Annotated in this window: 17 protein-coding genes; 15 read left to right on the top strand and 2 right to left on the bottom strand. The window is 66.5% G+C overall.

Going from position 1 to position 17,088, the window contains the following annotated elements; translation table 11 throughout:
• The first annotated feature begins 191 nt into the window (after positions 1-191).
• From CXQ90_RS19855 to CXQ90_RS19810, 10 genes are all read left to right on the top strand, one after another.
• Positions 192-1,649 carry a DUF3375 family protein gene (locus tag CXQ90_RS19855; protein ID WP_104141073.1) on the top strand — a complete coding sequence of 486 codons (1,458 nt, stop codon included), beginning with the start codon at positions 192-194 and terminating at the stop codon, positions 1,647-1,649.
• Positions 1,642-2,487 carry a DUF4194 domain-containing protein gene (locus CXQ90_RS19850; protein WP_104141072.1) on the top strand — a complete coding sequence of 282 codons (846 nt, stop codon included), beginning with the start codon at positions 1,642-1,644 and terminating at the stop codon, positions 2,485-2,487. Before CXQ90_RS19855 ends, CXQ90_RS19850 begins: the two co-directional genes overlap by 8 nt.
• Positions 2,484-5,951 (top strand): ATP-binding protein, encoded by a 3,468-nt coding sequence (locus CXQ90_RS19845; protein WP_104141071.1) that lies wholly within the window; start codon positions 2,484-2,486, stop codon positions 5,949-5,951. Before CXQ90_RS19850 ends, CXQ90_RS19845 begins: the two co-directional genes overlap by 4 nt.
• Positions 5,952-6,172: 221 nt before the next feature.
• A complete protein-coding gene (locus CXQ90_RS19840) occupies positions 6,173-6,886 on the top strand; it encodes a hypothetical protein (RefSeq protein WP_258064633.1) in 714 nt (237 codons plus the stop codon).
• 166 nt (positions 6,887-7,052) lie between these two features.
• On the top strand, positions 7,053-8,165 hold the full coding sequence (locus CXQ90_RS19835; protein WP_104141069.1) for an iron-siderophore ABC transporter substrate-binding protein: 1,113 nt from the start codon (positions 7,053-7,055) through the stop codon (positions 8,163-8,165).
• A 10-nt stretch (positions 8,166-8,175) separates the two neighbouring features.
• Complete coding sequence (locus CXQ90_RS19830; RefSeq protein WP_258064631.1) at positions 8,176-9,285, top strand: iron ABC transporter permease; 1,110 nt, start codon at positions 8,176-8,178, stop codon at positions 9,283-9,285.
• A gap of 107 nt (positions 9,286-9,392) precedes the next feature.
• On the top strand, positions 9,393-10,454 hold the full coding sequence (locus CXQ90_RS19825) for an iron chelate uptake ABC transporter family permease subunit (RefSeq protein WP_104141102.1): 1,062 nt from the start codon (positions 9,393-9,395) through the stop codon (positions 10,452-10,454).
• Between the two features lies 1 nt (position 10,455).
• On the top strand, positions 10,456-11,283 hold the full coding sequence (locus CXQ90_RS19820) for an ABC transporter ATP-binding protein (RefSeq protein ID WP_104141068.1): 828 nt from the start codon (positions 10,456-10,458) through the stop codon (positions 11,281-11,283).
• A gap of 98 nt (positions 11,284-11,381) precedes the next feature.
• A complete protein-coding gene (locus CXQ90_RS19815) occupies positions 11,382-12,386 on the top strand; it encodes a siderophore-interacting protein (RefSeq protein WP_258064639.1) in 1,005 nt (334 codons plus the stop codon).
• 281 nt (positions 12,387-12,667) lie between these two features.
• A complete protein-coding gene (locus CXQ90_RS19810; protein WP_104141066.1) occupies positions 12,668-13,504 on the top strand; it encodes an SGNH/GDSL hydrolase family protein in 837 nt (278 codons plus the stop codon).
• A 73-nt stretch (positions 13,505-13,577) separates the two neighbouring features.
• On the opposite strand, the gene CXQ90_RS19805 is transcribed toward CXQ90_RS19810, so the two are convergent.
• Entirely contained in the window at positions 13,578-13,880 is a 303-nt protein-coding gene (locus CXQ90_RS19805) for a YciI family protein (RefSeq protein WP_104141065.1), read from the bottom strand.
• 104 nt (positions 13,881-13,984) lie between these two features.
• Between CXQ90_RS19805 and CXQ90_RS19800 the strand changes: the two genes are divergently transcribed.
• The 5 genes from CXQ90_RS19800 to rpsN all read left to right on the top strand — a co-directional run bounded on the left by CXQ90_RS19800 (position 13,985) and on the right by rpsN (position 16,529).
• Positions 13,985-14,464 (top strand): MarR family winged helix-turn-helix transcriptional regulator, encoded by a 480-nt coding sequence (locus tag CXQ90_RS19800; RefSeq protein ID WP_104141064.1) that lies wholly within the window; start codon positions 13,985-13,987, stop codon positions 14,462-14,464.
• A 135-nt stretch (positions 14,465-14,599) separates the two neighbouring features.
• Positions 14,600-15,361 (top strand): SGNH/GDSL hydrolase family protein, encoded by a 762-nt coding sequence (locus CXQ90_RS19795; protein WP_104141063.1) that lies wholly within the window; start codon positions 14,600-14,602, stop codon positions 15,359-15,361.
• Between the two features lie 454 nt (positions 15,362-15,815).
• Positions 15,816-16,052 (top strand): 50S ribosomal protein L28, encoded by a 237-nt coding sequence (gene rpmB, locus CXQ90_RS19790; protein ID WP_050687447.1) that lies wholly within the window; start codon positions 15,816-15,818, stop codon positions 16,050-16,052.
• Positions 16,052-16,219, top strand: a complete 168-nt coding sequence (gene rpmG / locus CXQ90_RS19785) for a 50S ribosomal protein L33 (RefSeq protein WP_078026306.1) — start codon at positions 16,052-16,054, stop codon at positions 16,217-16,219. The genes rpmB and rpmG overlap by 1 nt, the downstream gene beginning before the upstream one ends.
• A 4-nt stretch (positions 16,220-16,223) precedes the next feature.
• The gene (gene rpsN / locus CXQ90_RS19780; RefSeq protein WP_003798555.1) at positions 16,224-16,529 is read left to right on the top strand and encodes a 30S ribosomal protein S14; all 306 of its coding nucleotides are present in this window, start codon (positions 16,224-16,226) and stop codon (positions 16,527-16,529) included.
• A gap of 252 nt (positions 16,530-16,781) precedes the next feature.
• Here rpsN and CXQ90_RS22705 read toward each other — a convergent pair.
• Positions 16,782-17,088: hypothetical protein (locus tag CXQ90_RS22705; protein WP_219816721.1), on the bottom strand; the 307-nt coding region annotated here is incomplete at its 5' end.

Genomic DNA, 17,088 nt, shown 5'->3' with positions numbered 1-17,088 from the left:
AATCATACTGCCCCGTAGGTCACGGCTTTGTCTCAGCAGCCTCACCAGTCACAGCCGTAACGTTGCTTCCCGGTCAACATGGGCGCCTCGCGCCCGGCGGTGGGATGGAAGTCGCTCTGCGTTAACCTTGTACTTGGCCGTTTTCAGGTTTCCAACGCCGAAAAGATCCCCAAGCTACTGAAGGAGAGTGTGTGCCCCGGTCCGCCACGTCCTCCGCTGACGCCATCAGCGCACGGCTCCGGGACCTCGAGCTCCTCACCAAGGGACCAGCCTGGGCCCTCACGCGTTCCGCCCCCTGGGTCATCGCGGTGCTGCAGGCGTCCTTTACCCGCACGCGCCCGCAGCTTCCGCTGGAGCAGTTCCATGCCGACGTCGACTCCTTCCTTGAGCAGCTCCGCCGCCAGGACCCCGGGCTGGGTGGCGGCGCCAACGGCAAATCGTTCGGCGACGAGTGGACGCGCCGCCAGTTCCTCACCCGGCGGAACCAGTCGGGGCAGATCGTCTACGAGGTCACCGAACCGGCAGCCAGGGTGCTCGCCTTCCTGGACAGCCTTTCCAGCGAACGCTCCACCCTGAACGGGTCCCGGCTGGGAACGCTGCTGGGCGATGTGGAGAAACTCGCCAACGAGACCAACCCGGACCAGACCGCCCGGCTGGAATCGCTGCAGGAGGAGATCGGCGAACGCCGCCAGCTGATCCAGGACATCACCTCGGGCGACTTCGACGGACTGCTCGACGACGACCAGGCCGTGGAAGCCGCCGGCAACATCCTGGACCTCGCGGCCAGCCTGCCCGCCGACTACAAAAAGATGCGCGACCGGATCGAGGAGCTGGTGGGCGAGCTCCGGAACCAGATCATCGAGGAGTCCCTCAGCAAGGGTGCCACTATGGCGCAGGTGCTGGAGGCGGACAAGCGGCTGCGGCAAAGCCCCGAAGGCAGGACCTTCCGCTCCTTCACGGCCTTCCTCGAGGACCCGCAGCAGCAGCTGCGGTTCCGTTCGGCGATCGGCGAGGTGCTCAGCCGCCAGTTTGCGGACGACCTCTCGCCGGAGGACCGGGAAACCCTCAAGAACCTTGTGGCAGAGCTCCGGCAGCAGCACAGCCAGATCCAGCGCATCTACGGCAAGCTCAGCGAGAGCCTGAACACCTACGTCCAGAGCGACGACTTCCGCCAGTCGGTGCGCCTCCGCAAGGTGCTCCGGGAAGCCGAACAGGCCATCCGTTCCCTGCCCTACGAACGCGAGCGGCCGGGCCTGGTCCGGGGGCCCGTGCTGTTCAACGCCGGCTTCGAATCGCTGGCCATGGTCAAGCTGTTCGATCCCGACGAGTTCGCGGCCCCGCCCAAGCTCGCCGACCCCATCGCCTTCAGCGACTCCGACCGCGTGCGCTCGCCGCGCACGGGCAAGGCAAAGCCGGGAGCCATCCGCGCCGCCGCGGCCGGCGCCTCCACTCTCGCCGAGGCCTGGGGGCAGCTCCCGCCCGAGGAGCAGCACATCAACTCAATCCGGGCCCTCCTGTCCCACGCCCTCCACGAAGGCGCCCGCTTCGACCACGCAGCCGTGGACGCCCTCGACTTCGAACAGATAGACGGAACCACCCGCACGGCATACCTGCCGGTGGTCACGCTCAAGAAGGATTCCGATGACTGAAGAGATAACGACGACGGGAACGCCGGTGGACGAGCCTGCACCCCTGGTCGAGCCTGTCGAGACCGAGGACGCCAGGATTTCGGCAAGCTCAATCAGCGGCGGCGTAACGCCCCGGGACACCTTCGTTGACGGCGCCGCCCTGTTCCCAGGCGACACCGGTGTGCTGTCCATGAAGGTTCGCCAGGCCCTGGTGAAGCTGCTGAAAGGCCCGTACGTGGACGGCGGCCGCGACGAAAAACTGTGGACCACGCTCTTGGACAACCAGCTGATCCTCCGCAGCCGCCTCTCCGAGCTGTTCCTCACCCTGCAGCTGGACCACGAGCGCAAGATTGCCGTCGTTCGGCCGGTTGATCCCGAGGCCATCGGCGGCAGCACGCGCTCCAGCATCCTGCGCCAGCAGCGCGCCCTGAGTCGCGTCGAAACCATCGTGTTGCTCCGGCTCCGCCTCCTCCTGGACCGCCACGTCACGGCCCAGACTGACCCCACCATCACGCGCGAGGAAATCGCCGAGCTCGTGGCCCATTACCAGCCGGCAGGCCAGCAGGACGCGCTCCGCGATTCGGACGTGGTCAACCGGGCCATCACCAAGCTCCTCGCCCGCCAGCTCCTGCTCACCACCGGCCTGGACGACGTCTACACCATCTCCAACGCGCTGCCCCTCGCCCTCCCCTTCGAAAACATAGGCGACATCCCCGCCCAGATCGAAGCCCTGGTCGCAGCCACAACAGACCCCACGGGAACCGAAGCACTGATAGAGCTCGACGGCGAGAATTCCACTAGCTCAGATGACGACACTGAGGACGATGCTGAGGCAACCATCGTGGAGGAAGCCAAGTGAGCATCGCAACCATGCTGCCTATGGGTGAGCTCACCAACCCGGGCCAGATGCGCCTCGCCCTCGTCCAGGTGGTCAACTGGGGCACGTTCCATGGCGCCCACACGATGCACGTGGACCGCAACGGCACGCTGCTCACAGGGAACTCGGGCGTCGGCAAGTCCACCCTGTTCGACGCCATGCTGCGGGTGTTTGACGCCCGGCCCCGCTCTAACGAGGCCGCCGCCCAGCGCGCCGGCGGCGCCGTGGAGGACAAGCGGACCACGTTCACGTACATGCGCGGCAAGGTGGGCGACAAGGCAGTGGGCGAAGGCTCGGCCAGCGCCTTCCAGCGCCCGGGTGCCACCTGGTCCGCCGTCGCCCTGACGTTCGACAACGCGGCCGGCACCAAGGTGACGGTGTCCGCGCTGTTCGACCTGCCGAAGAACGGCACGGAATCGAGCGTGGGCCGGTACTACCTGATCGACAACAAGCCGCTGGACCTTCCGGCGATCGAGGACATCGCCGAGAAGCGCTTCACCAAGGCGGCGCTGGAGGCCATTTTCCCGGACGCCCAGGTCTTCGACGTCCACAAGGCTTTCGCCGAGAGGTTCCGCCGCCTCCTGGGCATCAACTCGGACCAGGCCCTGCCGCTGCTTCGGGTGATCCAGGCCGGCAAGGGCCTCGGCGGAAGCGTCAACACCTTCTTCCGCGACCAGGTCCTCGACGCCCCGGCCACGCTGGCTGCGGCGGACGACGTCGTCGAGGAGTTCAGCAACCTCATGTCCATCCGGCAGCGGCTGGAGGACGTCCGCCAGCAGCGCGACCAGCTGGCTCCGGTGCCGGGCCTTAATAAGGAATACGCGCAGGCGCTGCTGGACGCGAACCGGCTCCGGGAACTCGCGGGCGAGGAGTTCGAGGCCTACAAGCAGCAACTTGCGGTCGCGGTCCACGAGAAGACCCTGGCCCGCTTCAAGGCGCTCTCCCAGGCCAAGGCCAAGGAGCTCAGTGCCGAACGCGCGGTCCGGGACGGCCTGGCCAAGGACCTGCGCCAGCTCGAAGCGGACTACAACAACCAGGGCGGCAACGCCATCTCCTCGATCGAGCAGTCGCTCGAGAACGCCAGGGTGGGGCTCAAACTCCGCCAGCAGGTGGAGGATTCCGCCCGCCAGGCACTGAGCGACGCCGGCCTGGAACTGGAATGGACGGCAGAGGGCTGGGAACAGGCCCACGAGCAGGCAGCCGCGCGCTCCGCAGAGCTCAAGGACGATTCGGAGGCCCTGAAAGAGCTGCGCTTCGAGGCCTTCGACGGCCACGCCACGAAGAAGCGCGAGCTTGCCGCGGCGGAGCAGGAACTCGTGTCGCTGAAGACGCGCAAGTCGCTGCTGCCGCCGTCGAGCATTGAAAACCGCACCGCCATCGCGGCCGCCACCGGTGTTCCCGAGGAGCAGATGCCCTTCGGCGGCGAGCTCATCGACCTCGCGGAAAGACAGGAGCAGTGGCGGCCGGCCGCCGAGCGCGCCCTGCGGAACCTGGCCACCACGCTTTTGGTTCCCGGCGAGCACTTCGCTGCCGTGACCAGGTACCTGAATGACCACTCCGTCCGCGGTGCCCTTCGCGCCGTGGACGTGTCCAAGCCGCTCGCCGGCGCGGCGCTGGCTGTGGAGGACGTGTCCGACGGCGACCTGCTGACCAAGTTGGAGATCCTCACTGCCGGGCACAACGCCGCCGCGGGGGAATGGGTCCGCGAACGCATTGCCCTCGATTTCGCCTACCCGTGCGTGGAAAACCCGGACGAGCTGGCCGGCCTGGACAAGGGCTTGAGCCTGGGCGGCGTGGTCAAGCGCAACCGCCACACCGTGGAGAAGGACGACCGCTTCACCAGCCGGCAGGATTACGTCCTCGGATTCGACAACGCGTCCAAGCTGGAACTCGTGGCCGGCCAGGTGGCGGACCTCCAGCAGGAACTCGCCAAGGCCGCCGAGCTGGCCCAAAGCCGGGAAGAGTCCCACCAGGGCATGTCCCGGCAGCTCGAGGCCCTGCGCCGCGTGGCTGACGACCACCGGCCGTGGGAGCAGGTCTCGGCTGCGGTGGCCGCGGACGAGCTCGCCCGTATCGAGCAGCGGCTCAAGGACGCCCTGGCCGCGCAGGCGGACCTCGAACCGCTCCGGGCCAACATCGAAGCGGCACGCCAGAAGCACCAGTCCAGCACCGAAGCGGCGGCCGTGCTCCAGAGCGAATACAAGGCGCTGGACCACCAGCTCACCGCCTCCGATTCGCTGCTGGAAGCCGCGCGGACCCGCCTGGGCCAGGCGCCGCCGTCGGCCTCCACGGTCACGGCGCTGGAACCGTACTTCGCGGGATTCGGGGACGTCACGGAGATGCATGAACTGGACAACCTTGCCGTCCGGGTCAAGACCCAGCTGCTGGGCGAGCTCCACGCCGCGGAATCCCGCGGCCAGGCGACTTCGGAGCGGCTGACCCGGATTTTTGAGGGTTTCGTGCGTGAGTGGGGCACCGCCATTTCCGCCGACCACGGCACGTCCATCGGGGCGGCCGGCGAGTTTGAGGCCCGCTACCACGCGATCGTCAGCGACGGGCTGCCCGCCCAGGAGGCGGAGTTCCGGCAGTTCTTCAACCAGCGCACGCATGAATCGTTCAGCACGCTGCTGCACCTGCTGGACGAGGAACGCCGCTCCATCACCAGCCGCATCCTGCCGCTGAACGGCATCCTGTCCGAGGTCAACTTCCACGAGGGAAGCTTCCTGGAACTGGACATCAAGCAGACCCTGCCGGCCACCGCCAAGCAGTTCAAGGACGCCATCCAGAACGCGCTGAAGACCCGGCACACGCGGCACGGCAAGTCCGCGGCGGCCGGCGCGGAAACCGACGACGACGCCGAGCTCACCAACCGCTACAAGTCCCTGGAAACGCTGGTGAAGCGGTTGGGTTCGCAGGCTCCGGAGGACCGGCGCTGGCGCGCCGAGGTGCTGGACGTCCGTGGCCACCTGTTCATCCAGTGCAAGGAGCACCGCGAGGTGGAGGCGCCGGAGAAGCAGAGCGCCGCCAGCGCGGGCGCGAAAACCGAAGTCTTCATGCACGCCGACACCGGATCCATGTCCGGCGGCGAACGGCAGCGGTTCACCGCGTTCATCATGGCCGCGGCGCTGAGCTACCAGCTGGGCATCGCCGAACAGGGCTTCACCACCTACGGCACAGTGATGATGGACGAGGCCTTCGTGCTGGCCTCCGAAGAATTCGCGGGCGCCGGAATCAAGGCGCTGCACGAGTTCGGCTTCCAGCTGCTCCTCGCTGCCCCCGAAAACGTGATCGACCTGTCCCGGCACCTCGGCTCCGTCACGGAAATCCTCCGCGACAAACGCACCAACCGCTCCGGCGTGCTGACCGCCCCGGTGATCTCGCCGAAGCCCGGCGCCGAGGGGCAGTGGCGGTCCGAAGCCAACCCCGTGGACATCGTGCTCCGCTAGCCCCTGGATGCGGCGCCGGTCACGCATCGTGACCTTCACTCGGCGAAAATAACAAATCGATGGATTTACTGTGCGAAGCCTAGTGGGGGCCCGCTCCTGCGTGCGATCGTATTTTGCATCAACTCTTCGCCTCACGCTCCACCAGGGTCATCAACACTCCCACGCGGCGGGCTAAAGCTACCCTTCCGGGCTTGACGGCGTCCTTCATGAAAGGCACCATCATGCGTCCTGCACACCTGCATCCCTTCATCGCAGCCCTCGCGACCGCCGCCGCACTGAGCCTGGCCGGCTGCGGCGCAGTCGCCCAGCCGGCGTCTTCCGGCACCGCGTCGCCAGCGGGCGTTGCCACTACTTCGCCGGCCACCCCTGCCCCCGCCACGGCGGTCCCGACGACGACCGCCGGCAAGCCGTCGTCGTCAGCTGCCGCTCCGGCCGCCCTGGCGACGTACACATTCCCGGACGGCAAGCTGTCCTTCAAGCACCCGGCCGACTGGAAGGTGGAACTCTTCACCGGTGACGTGAAGCCATCCACCTCCCGGACGGCCACCGTCTACGACGCCACCGGCACCAAGCAGGTCACTGTCTATTCGGGGCTGATCGCCGACGGCGTGACCCATCCGGTAACCCGGACCGTGTTCGAGTCCGCACCTGTCCCCGGCCTTCAGAAGCAGCCGGCCCCCGCCGCGCACTACTCCTTCTACGTGGACCGGATGGACACCAACTCCACGTACCGCATGCACCTGACAGCCGGGGCGCCGCAGGCCGGGAAGGGCATGGCGCTCGACGGGATCATCCGCATCGGGAAGGAAGTGCTCGTGGCCGAGGCGCAGTTCATCGAGAAGCCGTTCGCCAACGACGCAGCGGCCAAGTCCTGGCTCGCAGGCGACGAGGGGCAGGCCATCAAGGCGCTGCTGCTGAGCGTTACCTACCGCTGACCCTCCCGCTGGTTCTTAGCGCTGGTTGAGCTTGTTTCGGCAAGCTCAACCAGCGCTTTTTTGGGAGCTCTGCGCCAGCCGGCAATTACGTGACGCAAACCTTTCGTAATCTTTGCGAGGATAGGCTAGCCTTACTTGGGTTTGCATCAATGACCTAAGGAGTTCCGTGACTTCCCCCCTCTTCTCCGGCCCGCTTGCCGGCCGCGGCAGCGCCGGCACCACCCGCCGAACGCTGCTCAAGACCGCCGGTAAGGCCACCGCAGTATTGGCCGCCGCGGCCCTCACGCTGACCGCCTGCTCCACCGGGCCTGTCTCCTCGGCCTCCGACGCCGGCGCGACGACGTCAGCCAGTGCGCAGTTCCCTGTCACCATCAAGCACGTCTTTGGCGAAACCACCATCAAGGAACAGCCGAAGCGCGTGGTCACGGTGTCCTGGGTCAACGACGACGTCACCATCGCCCTGGGAGTGGTTCCGGTGGGCGTGCCCAAGAACGAGTGGGGCGGCAACGACAAGGGCTCCACCCCCTGGAAGGACGCCGCGCTGGAGAAGCTCGGCGCGGGCTTCGGCTCGGACAAGGCGCCGGCGCAGTTCTCCGAAGCGGACGGCATCAACTTCACCGAAATCGCCAAGCTCAACCCGGACGTCATCTTGGGCGCCTACTCCGGCCTGACGGAAGAGGACTATAAGAAGCTCACCGAGATCGCGCCGGTCGTTGCGCATCCTGAGCTGGCCTACGGCACCTCCTGGCAGGACTCCACCAGCATCATCGGCAAGGCCCTGGGCAAGGAAGCCGAGGCCACCAAGCTGATCGCCGACACCGAGGCCACCATCAAGGAAAAGGTCGCCGCCTACCCGCAGCTCGCAGACAAGAGCTTCATCTACGGAAACCTCGAGCCGGCCAAGAGTAACGGCGTGAATGTGTACACCGCCAACGACAACCGCCCGAAGTTCCTTTCCGCGATCGGCATGCAGCTGGCGCCGATTGTAGAGGAAAAGTCGAAGGGCTCAAAGGAGTTCTTCATCGAGTGGTCCGCGGAGAAGGCCAACGAGCTCGAGTCCGACATTTTCGTGACCTGGGTTCCGGACTCCAAGACCACCGAATCCATCAAGGCGGATCCGCTGCTGGGCCAGATCCCGGCCGTCAAGAACGGCGCCATGGTCGCCGACTCGGACAACACGCTCACCCTGTCCATCTCGGCCTCCTCGCCGCTGAGCCTGCCGTGGTCGCTGGACACGTTCCTGCCGCAGCTCGCCAAGGCAGCCGACGCGGTCAAGTAGTCAGCACTCCATGACATCAGGCACGACGACGGCGGCACCCGCCCCGCGCGAACTGGCAGTTAATGACGCCAAATCCGGCGCTCAAGGGCATCACCTGCCAGTTCGCGGTCCGTGGCGCGGGCGCGCGCGTGGCCCGCAGGCCGCGTGGCTGCTGGCCGCCGTCGTCGTGCTTGGAGTCGCCTGCGCCGCGTCGCTGGCCGTCGGCGCCCGCGGGCTGTCCCCGGACACTGTGTGGCTGGCGCTGACGCAGTTCGACCCCGCCAACGGCGACCACGCGGTGGTGCACGCACGCATTCCACGCACCGTCCTCGGGCTGCTGGCGGGCGGAGCGCTGGGCCTCGCCGGAGCGGCGATGCAGGGCGTGGCGCGCAACCCGCTGGCCGATCCCGGCGTCATCGGCGTCAACGCGGGTGCCGCGCTGGCCGTGGTCACGGGCATCTACGTCTTTGGCGTGTCCTCGCTGACCGGGTACATCTGGTTCGCGTTCCTCGGCGCTGCTGTGGCCGCCGTCGTCGTCTATCTCATTGCCTCCATGGGCAGGGACGGTGCGACGCCGGTCAAGCTCGCGCTCGCGGGTGCCGCCCTCAGTGCGGGCCTCTACTCACTGATGAACGTCATCCTGGTCTCGAGCCAGGACACTTTGGACCGTTTCCGTTTCTGGCAGGTGGGCGGAATCGCTGGGCGTGACTGGTCCGTCGTGCTGCCCGGCGTGCCGTTTCTCGTGGCCGGTGCGCTGATCGTGCTCTCGGCCGGGCGGATCCTGAACAGCCTTGCCCTTGGCGACGACATTGCCCGCGGACTGGGCCAGCGCGTTGGCCTGGCCCGGGGAGTGACCGCTCTCGGCATCGTCCTGCTGTGTGGCTCCGCAACCGCGCTCGCCGGGCCGATCGGCTTCGTGGGGCTGGTTGTCCCGCATGCCGTGCGGTCCCTGACCGGCCCCGACTACCGGTGGATCCTGCCGTTTTCGCTGGTGCTCGCTCCGGCGCTGCTGCTGCTGTCCGACGTGGTGGGCCGCGTGGTGCTGCTTCCCGGCGAGGTGCCCGCGGGCATCATGACCGCCCTCGTGGGTGCCCCCGTTTTTGTCTGGCTGGTCCGCCGCGGCAAGGGGGCAGGCCTGTGAGCAAGTCGGACCTCGCCGCCATCGGGCGCGAACGGGGAGAAAATGCACCCGGCACCGGGCGCGAACGGGCAGATAACGCCCTCAAAACCGCTAAAACAGGGCATTATCTGCCCGTTCGCGCGTCGCTGCCGAGCCGGACGCTGCTGAACCGGACAGCGGCCCTGGCCCTCGCCGTCGTGCTTCTCTTCGCGGCGGGCGTCCTGCTGGGCAGCTACACGGTGACCATCCTTGACTTCTTTAGAATCCTCACCGCGCACCTCACGGGCGGCGAGAAGATCCCGGGCGCCAGCTTCATCGTGATGGAGGCCAAGCTGCCCCGGGCCGTGATCGGCACCATGATCGGCATTGCCTTCGGACTCTCCGGCGCGCTGTTCCAGACGATGCTCCGCAACCCGCTGGCCAGCCCGGACGTGATCGGCATCAGCTACGGGGCCAGCGCCGGCGCCGTCACAGCCATCGTCGTCTTCGGCGCCTCCGGGGCGGCCGTTTCCGGCGCAGCCCTGGGCGGAGCCCTGGCCGTGGCCGCACTGATCTACGGGATCTCCCGCAGCGGCTCACTTGGAGGAAGCGGCGGCGGAGGGGGCGGCAGCGCTGCCGGCAACCGGCTCATCCTCGCGGGCGTCGGCATCGCCGCGGCGTTGCACGCCGTGGTTAATTTCCTCATGACACGGGCGGACATCCGCACGGCGGCGGACGTCCTGGTCTGGCTCAACGGATCGCTCAATTCCGCCAGCTGGGACCGCGCCGGCGTGCTGGCCCTGGCGCTGCTGGTCCTCATTCCGGCCGCGGCGCTGCTTGCCGGCCCGCTACGCATCCTCGAACTCGGGGACGACGCCGCCGCGGGACTGGGAATCCGCGTAGGCCGGACCCGGCTGGGCGTGGTGATGACCGCCGTCGCACTTGCCGCGGTGGCGACGGCGGCAGCCGGCCCGGTGGCGTTCGTCGCCTTTCTGGCCGGTCCCATCGCGCGCCGCTTTAGCGGCAAGTCCAGCCTCCCGGCGTCGGCCCTCGTCGGTGCCCTGATCGTCCTGGCGGCAGACTACTTTGCCGCCAACATCGCCCCGCTGCTGCTGGACGGCACCGTGCTGCCGGTCGGTGTGATTACCGGAGCACTCGGTGCCCCGTTCCTGCTGTGGCTGCTGGTCACCTCCAACCGAAAGGATGCCTGACATGGCTCTGCTCAAAGCCCGGGACCTCACGCTGCAGTACGATCAGCGGCGCGTCGTGGAGAACCTCACCGCGGAGATTCCCGAGGGCCGGGTGACGATGATCGTCGGGGCCAACGCCTGCGGAAAATCGACGCTGCTGCGCGGGCTGTCGCGGCTGCTCAAGCCCGCCGGCGGCACGGTCACGCTCGACGGCAAGGACATCCATTCCCGCCCCGCGCGGGAGCTGGCACGCACGCTCGGCCTGCTCCCGCAGCACCCCACCGCGCCGGACGGGATCACCGTCCGCGACCTGGTGGGCCGCGGGCGGTACCCGCACCAGGGCTTCTTCCGCAGCTGGTCCGAGAAGGACGACGCCGCGGTGCAGCGGGCGCTGGAGGCCACCGAAACGCTGGACCTCGCCGGGCGGAACGTCGACGAGCTGTCCGGCGGACAGCGCCAGCGCGTGTGGATCGCCATGGCCCTCGCCCAGGAAACGGAGGTGCTGCTGCTCGACGAGCCCACCACCTACTTGGACCTCGCCCATCAGGTGGAGGTGCTGGACCTCGTCACCGATCTGAACCGGCAGCGCGGCACCACGGTGGCCATCGTGCTGCACGACCTGAACCTCGCCGCACGGTACGCGGACCACGTCATCGCGCTGAAGGGCGGGCGGATCGTGGCCGAGGGCGCCTCAACGGACGTGATCACCGAGGACCTGGTGCGGGACGTGTTCGGGCTGGAATCCCGGGTGGTTCCGGACCCCGTCTCCGGCACGCCGCTGATCATTCCCCTCGGCAGGCACTACGCAGCCCCAAAAGCCCTGACCTCAATCCTGGAGATGGCCTCATGAGCACAGCAAAGAACAGCCCTGCCCGTGCGTCCTTGACCGGTCGCCCCGCAGGCTCCGCGCAGGCAGTCGCCGAGAGGCGTTCAGTCTCCACGGAGCCCATGACACTCGCGTTCGACGTCACTGTGTCAGCCGTGGAGGAACTGAGCCCGAACTTCCGGCGCGTGAGATTCGGCGGCTACGCACTCCGCGACTTCGGCGTGCACGGGGACACCCTGGACCTGCGGGTCAAGCTCATGATCCCCTCAATGGCGCCGGACGGCGGCCGGCTCCCGCTGCCGAGTTTCCGGATGGAGCAAAACGGCTGGTACCAGGAGTGGCTGGCCATGGATCCGGCCACGCGCGGCTCCATGCGCACATACACAGTCCGGCAGGCGAGGCTCGATGCCGTCTATCCGGAGATCGACGTCGACTTCGTGATGCACTTTGACGCGGACGGAAACGGAGGTCCCGCCGCGAACTGGGCGCTCGGCGCCAAGCCGGGAGACGCCCTGACCCTGATCGGCCCGAACAACCGCGCGGCGCACTGCGTCACGGCCGAAACCTACTCCGGCATCGAGTGGCGGCCGGGCCTGGCCCAACGAGTGCTCCTGGCCGGCGACGAGACAGCTGTTCCGGCCATCAGCGCCATCCTGGAAAGCCTGCCGGAGTACATGACGGGCCACGTCTTCCTGGAGGTGCCGGAGGCAGCTGACTTCCTCGATCTCCGCACGGCGGCAGACGTCGAAATCACCTGGCTGGCGCGCGGTGCCGCGATCGGCCGGTCCCGGCCCCACGGGGAGCTTCTTCAGGACGCGGTCCGGAAGGCCGTCCCCGTCCCGGGCTGGGTTGCCCTCAAGGCTGCGGGTGCCGCCGGACCTGAACCGGACGACGTCGACGTGGACCGGGACATCCTGTGGGAAACGCCGGCGCGCATGGACACAGCCGCGATCAGTGCCACCAAGAATCCGGACAAGCCGGCGGGGGCCATGCCGTTCTATGCGTGGATCGCCGGTGAGGCCGCCGTCATCAAGGACATGCGGCGCTACCTGGTCCGCGACGTCGGGATCGACCGGAAGCAGGTGGCGTTCATGGGGTACTGGCGGCAGGGGAAGGCCGAGCTGTAAGGCATTTCCTGCGCCCGGTGCTGGGTCCGCCTTCACCGCTGGCTTGCCGTCGCTTAGACACCTCCCGCCGCTCCTCTCGGCCGCGGCCGGCCTCGTTCCGCTTTGGTCGGCGATGCGCTCCTTAGCAAGCCACCGGCTGCGGCTCGTTGGGCGGGCCACCATTCCGTCGGCCTCTCATTCTGGACGCTCTCGCAGTTCCTGTCGTCTAATCGGTAACGCTCTCGCGGTTCCTGTCGCTGGCCGTTAACCCTGTCGTTTCCTTCGGTGGTTAGGGTTACCGGGTGGGTTCATATCCTTTGCTTCCGGACAGGGACGGGCGGCGTGTGTTCGTTGCCTTGGGGGATTCCTTCACCGAGGGCGTGGGGGACCGGAGCTCGCGGCTGCCGAACGGGGTGCGCGGCTGGGCCGACCGTGTGGCGGAGAAGCTGGCCAAGGCGGAACCGGGCTGGGAGTACGCCAACCTGGCCATTCGGAGTAAGCGGCTGCGCCACATCATCGATGAGCAGCTCGAACCGGCGCTGGCCATGGAGCCCACGCTCATCACCCTGTATGCCGGCGGAAACGACATCCTGGACTTCGGAACAGACATCAACGTCCTCATGGCCCAGTACGAAGCCCTCGTGGCCAAGCTGGCGGCGACGGGTGCCACCCTGGTCCTGTTCACCGGTTTCGATGTCAAGGTGTCCGCGGTGCTGGAGCCCCTGAAGAAGCGGAACGCCGTGTACAACCAGCGCGTGCGCGAACTCGCCCTCAAATACGGGGCCGTCTTGGTGGACTACTGGTGCTTTGAGGCCTTCCATGACCGCCGGATGTGGGATACGGACCGGCTGCACATGTCCAAGGCGGGCCACAAGTATCTGGCGGCGCAGGTCCTGGACCAGCTGGGCGTGCCGCACAAGATCACTCTCAAGGAGTGGGAGCCGCCGGCCAAGGTGACTCTGCGCGACTGGGAGCGGAGGCAGCGCCGCTGGGTAAACGACTGGGTGTTTCCGCTCTTCGGCAGGAAGCTCCGCGGCGTCACGCTGGGAGACAACCTCAGCCCGCGTTGGCCCCGGCCGGTAAGGGTTCCGCGCAAAGGCGGCCTGAAGAAGCTCATGGAGTCCAGCCGGGCGCGCTGAACAGGCCCGGTATTGGACCGGGCGGGCCGCGAATCGGCGTCCCGGACAGCGTGTCCGGGGCCTCAAGAGCGGGCTAGTTCTGCGGCCCGGGCTCGTCCAGCAGGTTTTCGAAGCCGGGAGCAACCCGGTTCGCGGCGAATTCGATGACTTCGAACTCGGCCACGCCGTTAGTGTAGAACGGGTCCTTGGCCAAGGATGCATCGAGGGTGTTCCGGTCCGCCTTGGAGAGCAACAGGCCGCCGGTGCGCGGAACCTTCCGGCCGGCTGCCAGGAACACGCCGTCGTCGAAGGCGTCCTTGAGCCAGCTCACATGGGCGTCCAGGTGGGAGTCCACGATGTCTTGGGCAACCTTGTAGGTAAGGGAAACTACGTACATGCCCGCCAGCCTACCCGGAGAGCCAGGCACGGCGGAGTCAGCCCCAAAGCAAACGCCGGCACCCACCTTGAACTGTCAAGCTTCTTTTCTCCTAGGATGGGGTAATGACCGAACCGCGCTGGCTCAATGCCAATGAACGCCGGGCCTGGCTTGCCCAGCTGAGCATCAACACCATGCTGCCGGCAGCCCTGGACACCCAGCTTCACGCCGCCGGGAAGGTTTCGCTGTTCGACTACAACGTGCTTGCCATGCTCTCCGAGGCGGAGGGCCGCTTCCTGCCGATGAGCGAACTCGCGGCGCGGACCAGCGCCTCGCTTTCACGGCTTTCCCACGTGGTCACCAAGCTCCAGAACCGGGGCTGGGTGGAGCGCCGGCCCCACCCGGGGGACGCCCGCGTCACCACCGCGCACCTGACCGAGGAAGGAATGGCCACCATCGTCGAGCTCGCCCCGGGCCACGTGGAATCCGTCCGTTCGCTGTTCCTCGATGCACTCACCGACCGTGACGTTGCCGACCTGGCCCGCATCGGGGAAAAGATCGTGGCGCGGCTGGACAGCAACCACTGGATCCTCCGCGAACAGTGAGCTTGTTTGCGCGGCAGACCAGGGCGCCAGCACGGTGAGGTCCCGGCCACTGGCCTGACTGCCCACTGCCCCAACCTGTCAGTGCCCCAACCAGCCGTCTTGGTTGCTCCCGGCAACGGATGGCACACTTGCCCTATGGATTTCACGGCCCGGTATGTCGCTCTTGGAGACTCGTTCACGGAAGGCGTCGGCGACGACGATCTAACCCGCCCCAACGGAGTCCGGGGCTGGGCCGACCGTGTTGCAGAGCAACTCGGGTCGGCGGACCCGGCATTCGGCTACGCCAACCTCGCCATCCGCGGGAAGAAGCTCCGCCAAATCACGGCTGAGCAGGTGGAGGCCGCCGTCGAGCTCAAACCCACGCTGGTGAGCATCTACGCCGGTGCGAACGACATCCTCCGCCCGAAGGTCGACATCGACAACCTGCTGGTGGAATACGACGCCGCCATCGCCAAACTGGCCGCCACGGGCGCCAAGGTAGTCATGTTCACCGGCTTCGACTCCCGCGGTTCGAAGGTTTTCAGCACCACGCGTGGCCGCACAGCCATCTACAACGAACTGGTCCGGGGGATTGCCGGCGACCACGGTGCCTTGCTGGTCGACTACTGGCGCTTCAGCGAGTACTACGACTGGGGCATGTGGGCGAAGGACCGGATGCACATGTCCGCCGCGGGCCATGCGAATATGGCCAAGCGCGTCCTGACCGTCCTCGAACACGATCACTCCATCGAGGTTCCGCCGATGACGCCGGTGCCGGAGCTCAACAGGGTAGAAGCCATCCGGGCCAACGCGCGCTGGGTGCGGGAATTTGCCGCCCCGTGGGTGGTGCGGCGCGTCACCGGCAAGTCCTCCGGCGACAACCTCCAGCCGAAATACAGCCAGCTCACCCGGCTCTAACCGGCCCCACCCGCCCACTGGTCGATATGTCCTCCTGACATGAAACCTGGGCCGATGAGCTCGGGCACGGGCAGCCCCTTATACACCCGATAACGCCTGATTGGCCTTTAATTGGCGCGTCTCGTAGACTTGGTGGGCGCTAGGTGGCGCGGAGCGTGTGCAATTGCTCCGGTTGACGGTGGTTGTTGGCAGTAATAACAGCCCCGGAGGCCGGTAGTTAGGGGCTCAAGTTGCGTGCATTCCTGTATTCGCCCAGCATCCCGGCACTTCGCAGTGGCTTCCACTGCCCGGTGCCCGTGGCTCATCGCATTCGCCGCAGCAAGGAATTTCTCGGTTTTTCGCCGTCGATTTCGGGCCTGCGGAATTGCGTGAAGGTTGGATGCGGACGCCGCCTGCCGCACGGTGACGCAGAACTCTGCCAGCCGTTTCAATTATTTTTCAGAGGAGAGTCGTCATGGCAGCACACTGCCAGGTGACCGGAGCCGAGCCGGGCTTTGGACACAGCATTTCGCACTCGCACCGCCGCAACAAGCGTCGGTTCGACCCGAACATTCAGAAGAAGCGCTACTGGGTTCCGTCCCTGCGCCGCAATGTCACCCTGCAGGTCTCTGCAAAGGGCATTAAGACCATCGACGTACGCGGCATCGACGTTGTCGTCGCCGCAATCCTGGCACGAGGGGTGAAGCTCTAGTGGCTAAGGACAAGGACGTACGTCCGATCATCAAGCTCAAGTCGACTGCGGGTACGGGTTACACCTACGTAACGCGTAAGAACCGTCGTAACGATCCGGACCGTATGGTTCTGAAGAAGTACGATCCCAAGATCCGCAAGCACGTCGAATTCCGAGAGGAGCGCTAAACACATGGCTAAGAAGTCCAAGATTGCTCGCAATGAGCAGCGCAAGGTCATCGTTGAGCGTTACGCTGCAAAGCGCCTCGAGCTGAAGAAGACCCTGGTTGACCCCAACGCGACTGACGAAGCACGCGAAGCTGCACGCCTCGGCCTGCAGAAGCTGCCGCGCAACGCCTCCCCGATCCGTCTGCGTAACCGCGACATCATCGACGGCCGTCCCCGCGGTACCTTCCAGAAGTTCGGTATCTCCCGTGTTCGCTTCCGCGACATGGCTCACCGCGGTGAGCTCCCGGGCATCACCAAGTCTTCCTGGTAATCCAGCACCGCTGATTCCAGCTGCTTGAGAAGGGCCGGCAACCGTATGGTTGCCGGCCCTTCTTTGCGTTAAGGCCGCATCGGTGCGGCGCACGTCTGTGGGTGACGCACCACACAAGGCGGAATTACGACGCCGGCACCCGGTTTTCCGCTCGCGCCGCACCGTTTTTCCCCGGTATGACGCGGATCCTGGCACCCTGTGGAGGTGTGTTTGGGTGGGTTTGCGGTGGGGGTGTGGTGGGTGTATTGTTTTCTAAGTCGCCGAGAGGGGGCCGGCGAGGAGCTGGTTACCGGAGGCGGCCAAATCCCCTTCTGAACAGCCTGGAATATGGTTCGTCGTTTGGCGTGCCGGATGCGGGTGGGGCTGGTTTCGATGGCCGGGTGGATCGCGGAAACGTTGATTTGCTTTGTGTGTTGGAACCGGGTAAGTTTGAAAAGTTGCTCCGGAGCGATCCTTGACCGTGTGGTTGTGGTGGTGCCGGGTGTGTCTGTTGTTTGAGAACTCAATAGTGTGCCAAGTTTGTTGATACCGGTTTATTTTATATGAATTGGTTGAATTT

Origin of the sequence: Arthrobacter sp. ZGTC131 (genome assembly GCF_002929275.1) — a bacterium.
Taxonomy (GTDB): Bacteria; Actinomycetota; Actinomycetes; order Actinomycetales; family Micrococcaceae; genus Arthrobacter.
Note: the sequence above shows the minus strand (reverse complement) of the source record. Positions and strands in the feature narration are given on the sequence as shown.

Excerpts from the sequence above, each read along its gene's own strand:
- CXQ90_RS19850 (WP_104141072.1), top strand. The coding sequence starts at position 1,642 with ATGACTGAAGAGATAACGACGACGGGAACGCCGGTGGACGAGCCTGCA.
- CXQ90_RS19840 (WP_258064633.1), top strand. The coding sequence starts at position 6,173 with ATGCGTCCTGCACACCTGCATCCCTTCATCGCAGCCCTCGCGACCGCC.
- CXQ90_RS19830 (WP_258064631.1), top strand. The coding sequence starts at position 8,176 with ATGACATCAGGCACGACGACGGCGGCACCCGCCCCGCGCGAACTGGCA.
- CXQ90_RS19820 (WP_104141068.1), top strand. The coding sequence starts at position 10,456 with ATGGCTCTGCTCAAAGCCCGGGACCTCACGCTGCAGTACGATCAGCGG.
- CXQ90_RS19815 (WP_258064639.1), top strand. The coding sequence starts at position 11,382 with ATGACACTCGCGTTCGACGTCACTGTGTCAGCCGTGGAGGAACTGAGC.
- CXQ90_RS19805 (WP_104141065.1), bottom strand. The coding sequence starts at position 13,880 with ATGTACGTAGTTTCCCTTACCTACAAGGTTGCCCAAGACATCGTGGAC.
- CXQ90_RS19800 (WP_104141064.1), top strand. The coding sequence starts at position 13,985 with ATGACCGAACCGCGCTGGCTCAATGCCAATGAACGCCGGGCCTGGCTT.
- CXQ90_RS19795 (WP_104141063.1), top strand. The coding sequence starts at position 14,600 with ATGGATTTCACGGCCCGGTATGTCGCTCTTGGAGACTCGTTCACGGAA.
- rpmB (WP_050687447.1), top strand. The coding sequence starts at position 15,816 with ATGGCAGCACACTGCCAGGTGACCGGAGCCGAGCCGGGCTTTGGACAC.
- rpsN (WP_003798555.1), top strand. The coding sequence starts at position 16,224 with ATGGCTAAGAAGTCCAAGATTGCTCGCAATGAGCAGCGCAAGGTCATC.